Origin of the sequence: Roseicyclus sp. (assembly GCF_052168335.1) — a bacterium.
GTDB lineage: Bacteria > Pseudomonadota > Alphaproteobacteria > Rhodobacterales > Rhodobacteraceae > Roseibacterium.
Genome location: NZ_JBQLZP010000610.1, coordinates 1 through 5,097, shown reverse-complemented (window position 1 = coordinate 5,097; position 5,097 = coordinate 1). Strand labels below are relative to the sequence as shown.

General features: G+C 68.6%; 5 protein-coding genes. 4 read left to right on the top strand and 1 reads right to left on the bottom strand.

Annotation, left to right across the window (positions count from 1 at the left end; all coding sequences use genetic code 11):
• Nucleotides 1-974, bottom strand: a 974-nt coding sequence (locus ACTS11_RS18765) for an ABC transporter ATP-binding protein (protein WP_442641811.1), incomplete at its 3' end; no start/stop codon positions are given.
• Between the two features lie 312 nt (nucleotides 975-1,286).
• On the opposite strand from ACTS11_RS18765, the gene ACTS11_RS18760 reads away from it, so the two are divergent.
• The 4 genes from ACTS11_RS18760 to ACTS11_RS18745 form a co-directional block, all read left to right on the top strand.
• Nucleotides 1,287-2,522: an ABC transporter substrate-binding protein gene (locus ACTS11_RS18760; protein ID WP_442641810.1), complete on the top strand. Its 1,236-nt coding sequence runs from the start codon at nucleotides 1,287-1,289 to the stop codon at nucleotides 2,520-2,522.
• A gap of 69 nt (nucleotides 2,523-2,591) precedes the next feature.
• Nucleotides 2,592-3,620: a carbohydrate ABC transporter permease gene (locus tag ACTS11_RS18755; protein WP_442641809.1), complete on the top strand. Its 1,029-nt coding sequence runs from the start codon at nucleotides 2,592-2,594 to the stop codon at nucleotides 3,618-3,620.
• A gap of 4 nt (nucleotides 3,621-3,624) precedes the next feature.
• Nucleotides 3,625-4,506 (top strand): carbohydrate ABC transporter permease, encoded by an 882-nt coding sequence (locus ACTS11_RS18750; protein ID WP_442641808.1) that lies wholly within the window; start codon nucleotides 3,625-3,627, stop codon nucleotides 4,504-4,506.
• Nucleotides 4,507-4,528: 22 nt separating this feature from the next.
• Nucleotides 4,529-5,097: ester cyclase (locus ACTS11_RS18745; RefSeq protein WP_442641807.1), on the top strand; the 569-nt coding region annotated here is incomplete at its 3' end.

Genomic DNA, 5,097 nt, shown 5'->3' with positions numbered 1-5,097 from the left:
CCGATCTCGGCGCGGAAGTCCTTGGGCGCCTTGACCGACACCAGCGCCCGGCCCGAGCGCACCGTCACCATCGTCGCGTCGCCCAGAAGCTCGAGCGTGTAGATCGGCGCCGAGATCTCGTGGTGATCGCCGTCCCCGGGCGTCGCGTCCTCGGCGCGGAAGCCGAGCACCACCTTGCCGTCGGGCTTGTCGAAGCCCGGGATCGTGACGTGGTCGCCCCGGAAGACGCCGCCCCGCATCTCGCCCTCGAGCAGGTTCATGGCCGGGTTGCCGATGAAGCCCGCGACGAAAGTGTTTGCGGGGGTGTCGTAGATCTCGGTCGGCGTGCCGACCTGCTGCACGACGCCCTTGTTCATCACCACGACGCGGTCGGCCAGCGTCATCGCCTCGATCTGGTCGTGGGTCACGTAGATCGTCGTGACCTGGAGCTCGTGGGAGAGGTTCTTGATCTGCGCCCGCGTCGACACGCGCAGCTTGGCGTCGAGGTTCGACAGCGGCTCGTCCATCAGGAACACGTTCGGTTGGCGCACGATGGCGCGGGCGAGTGCCACGCGCTGCCTCTGCCCGCCCGACAGCTCGGCCGGGCGGCGGTGGAGGAAGTCGGTCAGCTCCACCATCTCGGCCGCGCGCATCACCCGCTCCCTGTGGGTGGCGGGGTCGATCCTGCGCACCTTCAGCGGAAAGCGGATGTTCTCGTAGACGTCGAGATTGGGATAGAGCGCGTAGGACTGGAACACCATCGCCACGTCGCGGTCCTTGGGGTCTAGGTCGTTCACCCGCTTGCCGTCGATCAGGATGTCGCCCTCGGTCGCGTCCTCGAGCCCGGCGATCATCCGCATCGTCGTGGTCTTGCCGCAGCCCGAGGGGCCGAGCAGGACGAGGAACTGCCGGTCGGGAATGGTCAGGTCGAAGTTCTGCACCCCGACGAAGCTGCCCCACCGCTTGCACAGGTTCCGAAGCTGGATTTCGGCCATGGCTTCGTCCCCCTCCCCGGGGATTTTCTGCATACGTTTGCAGATACGCTAGGGCCGAATCCCGAGACCGCGCAAGCCTTATTTTCAATGACGGATTGCGCAGCCCCGTTTAGAGAAAATCCTTGCCAGATGCCCTTCCGCGGCGTCAGGATTGCACACGTATGCAATCTAGTGCGCGATTCGCCCCGCGCCTGGGTCGCATGACCGGAGCGGCATCGCGACACCGCCGCGCCGGCGACTGGAAGACGACACCGCAAGGACAACGAGGCGCGCCGGGCCTTGAGCCGCACGCCAGCCAGGGAGACCACGGACATGCACTTCACGAAACTCACCGCGGCGACCGCGGTCGCGCTCGCCCTCGCCGCACCGGCCTTCGCCGATTGCGGGATCGAGGCCGGGCGCGTGTCGATCCTCTCCAACGATTTCCCGGCGCTCCAGGCGATGGCGGCGGGCGCCGCCGAATGCGCCTCGGCGACCGTCGAGGTCACCGCCAACCAGACGACCGAGCACCGCGACCTCCAGGTGGCCGCGCTGACGGCGAACCCGGCGGAATACACCGCCGCCGTCGTCGCCAACTCGTCGATCGTGCCGCTCCTGAACGCGGGCCTCATCCGCCCGCTCGACGACCTGATCGCCGAGTACGCGCCCGATCTGCCGATGACCAACCGCATCACCATCGACGGGCAGGTCATGGCGGTCGCCTTCATGGCCAACGCCCAGCACCTCTTCGTGCGGGCCGACATCCTCGAGCAGATCGGGGCCGAGACGCCCACGACCTACGAGGAGGTGCTCGACGTCCTCGCCGCGATCCGCGAGGCGGGCATCATGGAGAACCCCTTCGCCATGAACACCGGGTCCGGCTGGAACCTCGGCGAGGAGTTCGTGAACATGTATCTCGGCATGGGCGGGCAGTTCTTCGCGCCCGGCACTGCGGAGCCCGCGATCAACAACGAGACCGGCGTGGCCACGCTCGAGATGCTGGCGGCGCTGAACGAATACGCCAATCCCGACTTCCTGACCTTCGACTCGAACGCCACCCAGGCGCTGTGGGAATCGGGCGAGATCGCGGTCGGCTACATGTGGGGCTCGCGCGGGGGCGCCATCCTCGACGGCGAGGGTGCCGCGCCCGAGATCGTGGAGAACACCGTCCTCGTCGCGGCGCCGACGGTCGGCGGCGGCGACACGCCGGCCTCGACGCTCTGGTGGGACGGCTTCACCATCGCGGCGAACATCTCGGACGAGGACGCGGCGGCGACCTTCCGGGCGCTGATGCACGGCCTCCGGCCCGAGGTCATCACGGCCAACAACGACGCCGCCGTCTGGCTCATGCCGGGCTACACGCCGGGCGCCCCGGCCGCGGGCGTCGCCGCGACCGCGCAGGCGGGCACCCTGCCCTACCCGATGCTGCCCTATATCGGCCTGATGCACACCGCGCTCGGCAACGAGCTGGCGCAGTTCCTGCAGGGCCAGGAGAGCGCCGAGCAGGCGCTGGCCGATGTCGAGGCCGCCTACATCGCGGCCGCCCGCGAGCAGGGCTTCCTGCAGTAACGGCACGGCACGGGGCGGCGGCCCTCTCCCCCGCCGCCCCGACCGCCCGCCCGCACCGGGACCCGCGCCATGCCCCACCGCACCTTCATCTGGTTCATCCTGCCGTCGCTGACGGCGATGATCCTCTTCATCGCGCTGCCCATCGTCTCGGTCGTGGTGCAGTCGCTGCACATCGAGCACGAGCAGATCCTGGTGACGGTGGAGAATTGCGGCCCGTTCGGCTGCACCGAGGAGACGCGGGTGGACCTCGAGGCGACGGCCGCGCTGCGCGAGGCGCAGCCGCTCGGGCGGTTCAACGGGCTCGGCACCTATTTCGGGCGCGGGCACCTCGCCACGCAGGAGATCGCGCAGGCCTGGGCCTCGTCGGAGACCTTCGGCGCCTTCTGGCGGCAGGTCATGAACCTGCCCTTCTACCGCGCGCTCGCCTTCACGCTCGCCTTCACCTTCATCGTGACGCCGCTTGTCCTGATCCTCGGGCTCGCCATCGCGCTCGCCGTCAACGGGCTGCCGAAGCTCCTGCGGGGGCCGACGATCTTCTTCTCGCTCCTGCCGATGATCGTGACGCCGCTCATCGGCTCGCTGGTGCTGGCGTGGATGATCAACGCCGAGGGCGTGCTGGGCGCGTCGCTTCAGATCCTCTTCGACGATCCGGATCTCAGCTTGCGCGCCTCGCCCACGCTGACCTGGATCGTGCTCTTCGTCTACGGCGTGTGGAGTTCGGCACCTTTCGCCTTCATCGTCTTCTATGCGGGCCTCCAGACCGTGCCGGGCGAGACGCTGGAGGCCGCCATGATCGACGGCGCCAGCCGCTGGGAGCGCGTGCGCTACGTCATCGTCCCGCACCTGATGCCGCTCGCCGTCTTCGTGACGCTGATGCAGCTCATGGACAACTTCCGCGTCTTCGAGCCCATCGTCGGCTTCCAGGCGCAGGCGAGCGCCACGTCGCTTTCCTACATCATCTATTCCGACCTCAGGGGCGACACGCAGCGCTTCGGCTCGGCCGCCGCGACCTCGGTGCTGACGATCATCGGCGTGGCGATCCTGCTCGCGCCCGTGCTCGTGCGCACCTGGCGCGACTTCAACCGCAAGAGGGTCTGAGCCCATGTCGAGCATCGCGCAAAGGAAGTCCCCGGCGCTGGCGATCCTCTCGACGGTCTTCGTGGTCGTCTGGCTGATCCTCGCGGCCTTCCCCTTCCTCTGGACGCTCTGGGGCTCGTTCAAGGTGCAGGGCGACTTCTTCTCGCGCGCCGACTGGATGAACGCGATCCGGGGGCCCTTCACGCTGGCCGAGACGGGCGGGCGTTTCACCGGACAGGGCTATTCCGGCGCCTGGATCGAGGCGGAGTTCTGGCGCGCGGTCCTCAACACCGCGATCGTCGTCGTCTGCACGGTGGTGATCTCGCTCACGCTCGGCACGCTCGGGGGCTACGCGCTGGCGCGCTCGGGCTTCCGCTACGCCTTCTGGCTCCTGATGATCGCGCTGGTGTTCCGGGCGATGCCGCACATCACGCTGGTCTCGGGCTACCTGCTGCCCTTCTTCCAGTGGAACCTCTGGGGCCACCTGCCGACCGCGATCATCGTGCTCGTGGCGATCAACCAGCCCTTCACGCTGTGGATGCTGCACTCCTTCTTCCTGAACATCCCCAAGGACCTGGACGAGAGCGCGATGGTCGACGGCTGCACCCGCTTCCAGGCGTTCCGGCACGTCATCATGCCGGTGATGTGGCCCGGCGTGATCACCACGGGACTGTTCAGCTTCCTGCTCGCCTACAACGACTTCGCGGTGACCGCGATGCTCCTGTCCTCCGAGAACCAGACGATGGTGCCGCGCATCGCGAGCTTCCTCGGCTCGGTGCAGGAGGAGGGGAACATCATGTTCGCCGTCGCCGCCGTCGTCTCGGCCACGGCACCGCTCTTCGTGCTGATCCTCTTCTTCCAGCGCCAGATCGTTTCGGGCTTGACCGCCGGGGCGGTGAAGGGCTGAACCGCGTCCCATGGAACCCGACATGACCGACTTCCAGGCGGAAAAGGCGCTGGTGCGCGCCCATCACGCCGCCATCGCCGCCGCCCCGCCCGAGGGCATGGCCGAGGCGCTGGCGCAGCACACGGCCCCCGGCTGGACCTGGCGCGGCATGTGCCCGGTCTACGAGCGGTCGGGCGCCGAGGCCGTCGCCGCCGCCTTCTGGACGCCGCTCAGGACCGCGTTGACCTCGCTCCAGCGGCGGGAGGACATCTTCTTCGCCGGCCTCAACCAGATCGACGGGTTCGCCAGCACCTGGGTCGTCTCGATGGGGCACCTCATGGGCCTCTTCGACGCGCCCTGGCTCGGCATCCGGCCGACGGGCAAGCTCGCGATGCTGCGCTATGCCGAGTTCCACCGCGTCGAGGGCGGCCGCATCACCGAGACGGCGCAGTTCTGCGACATCCCCCACCTGATGACACAGGCGGGCCAGAACCCCTTCGGCCCCGCCACCGCCCAGCACCTGGTGCAGCCGGGGCCGCGCACCCATGACGGCCTTCTCCTCGGCCCGCAGCCGCGCGCCGAGGGCGAAGCGACGCTCGCCCTCGTCAACGC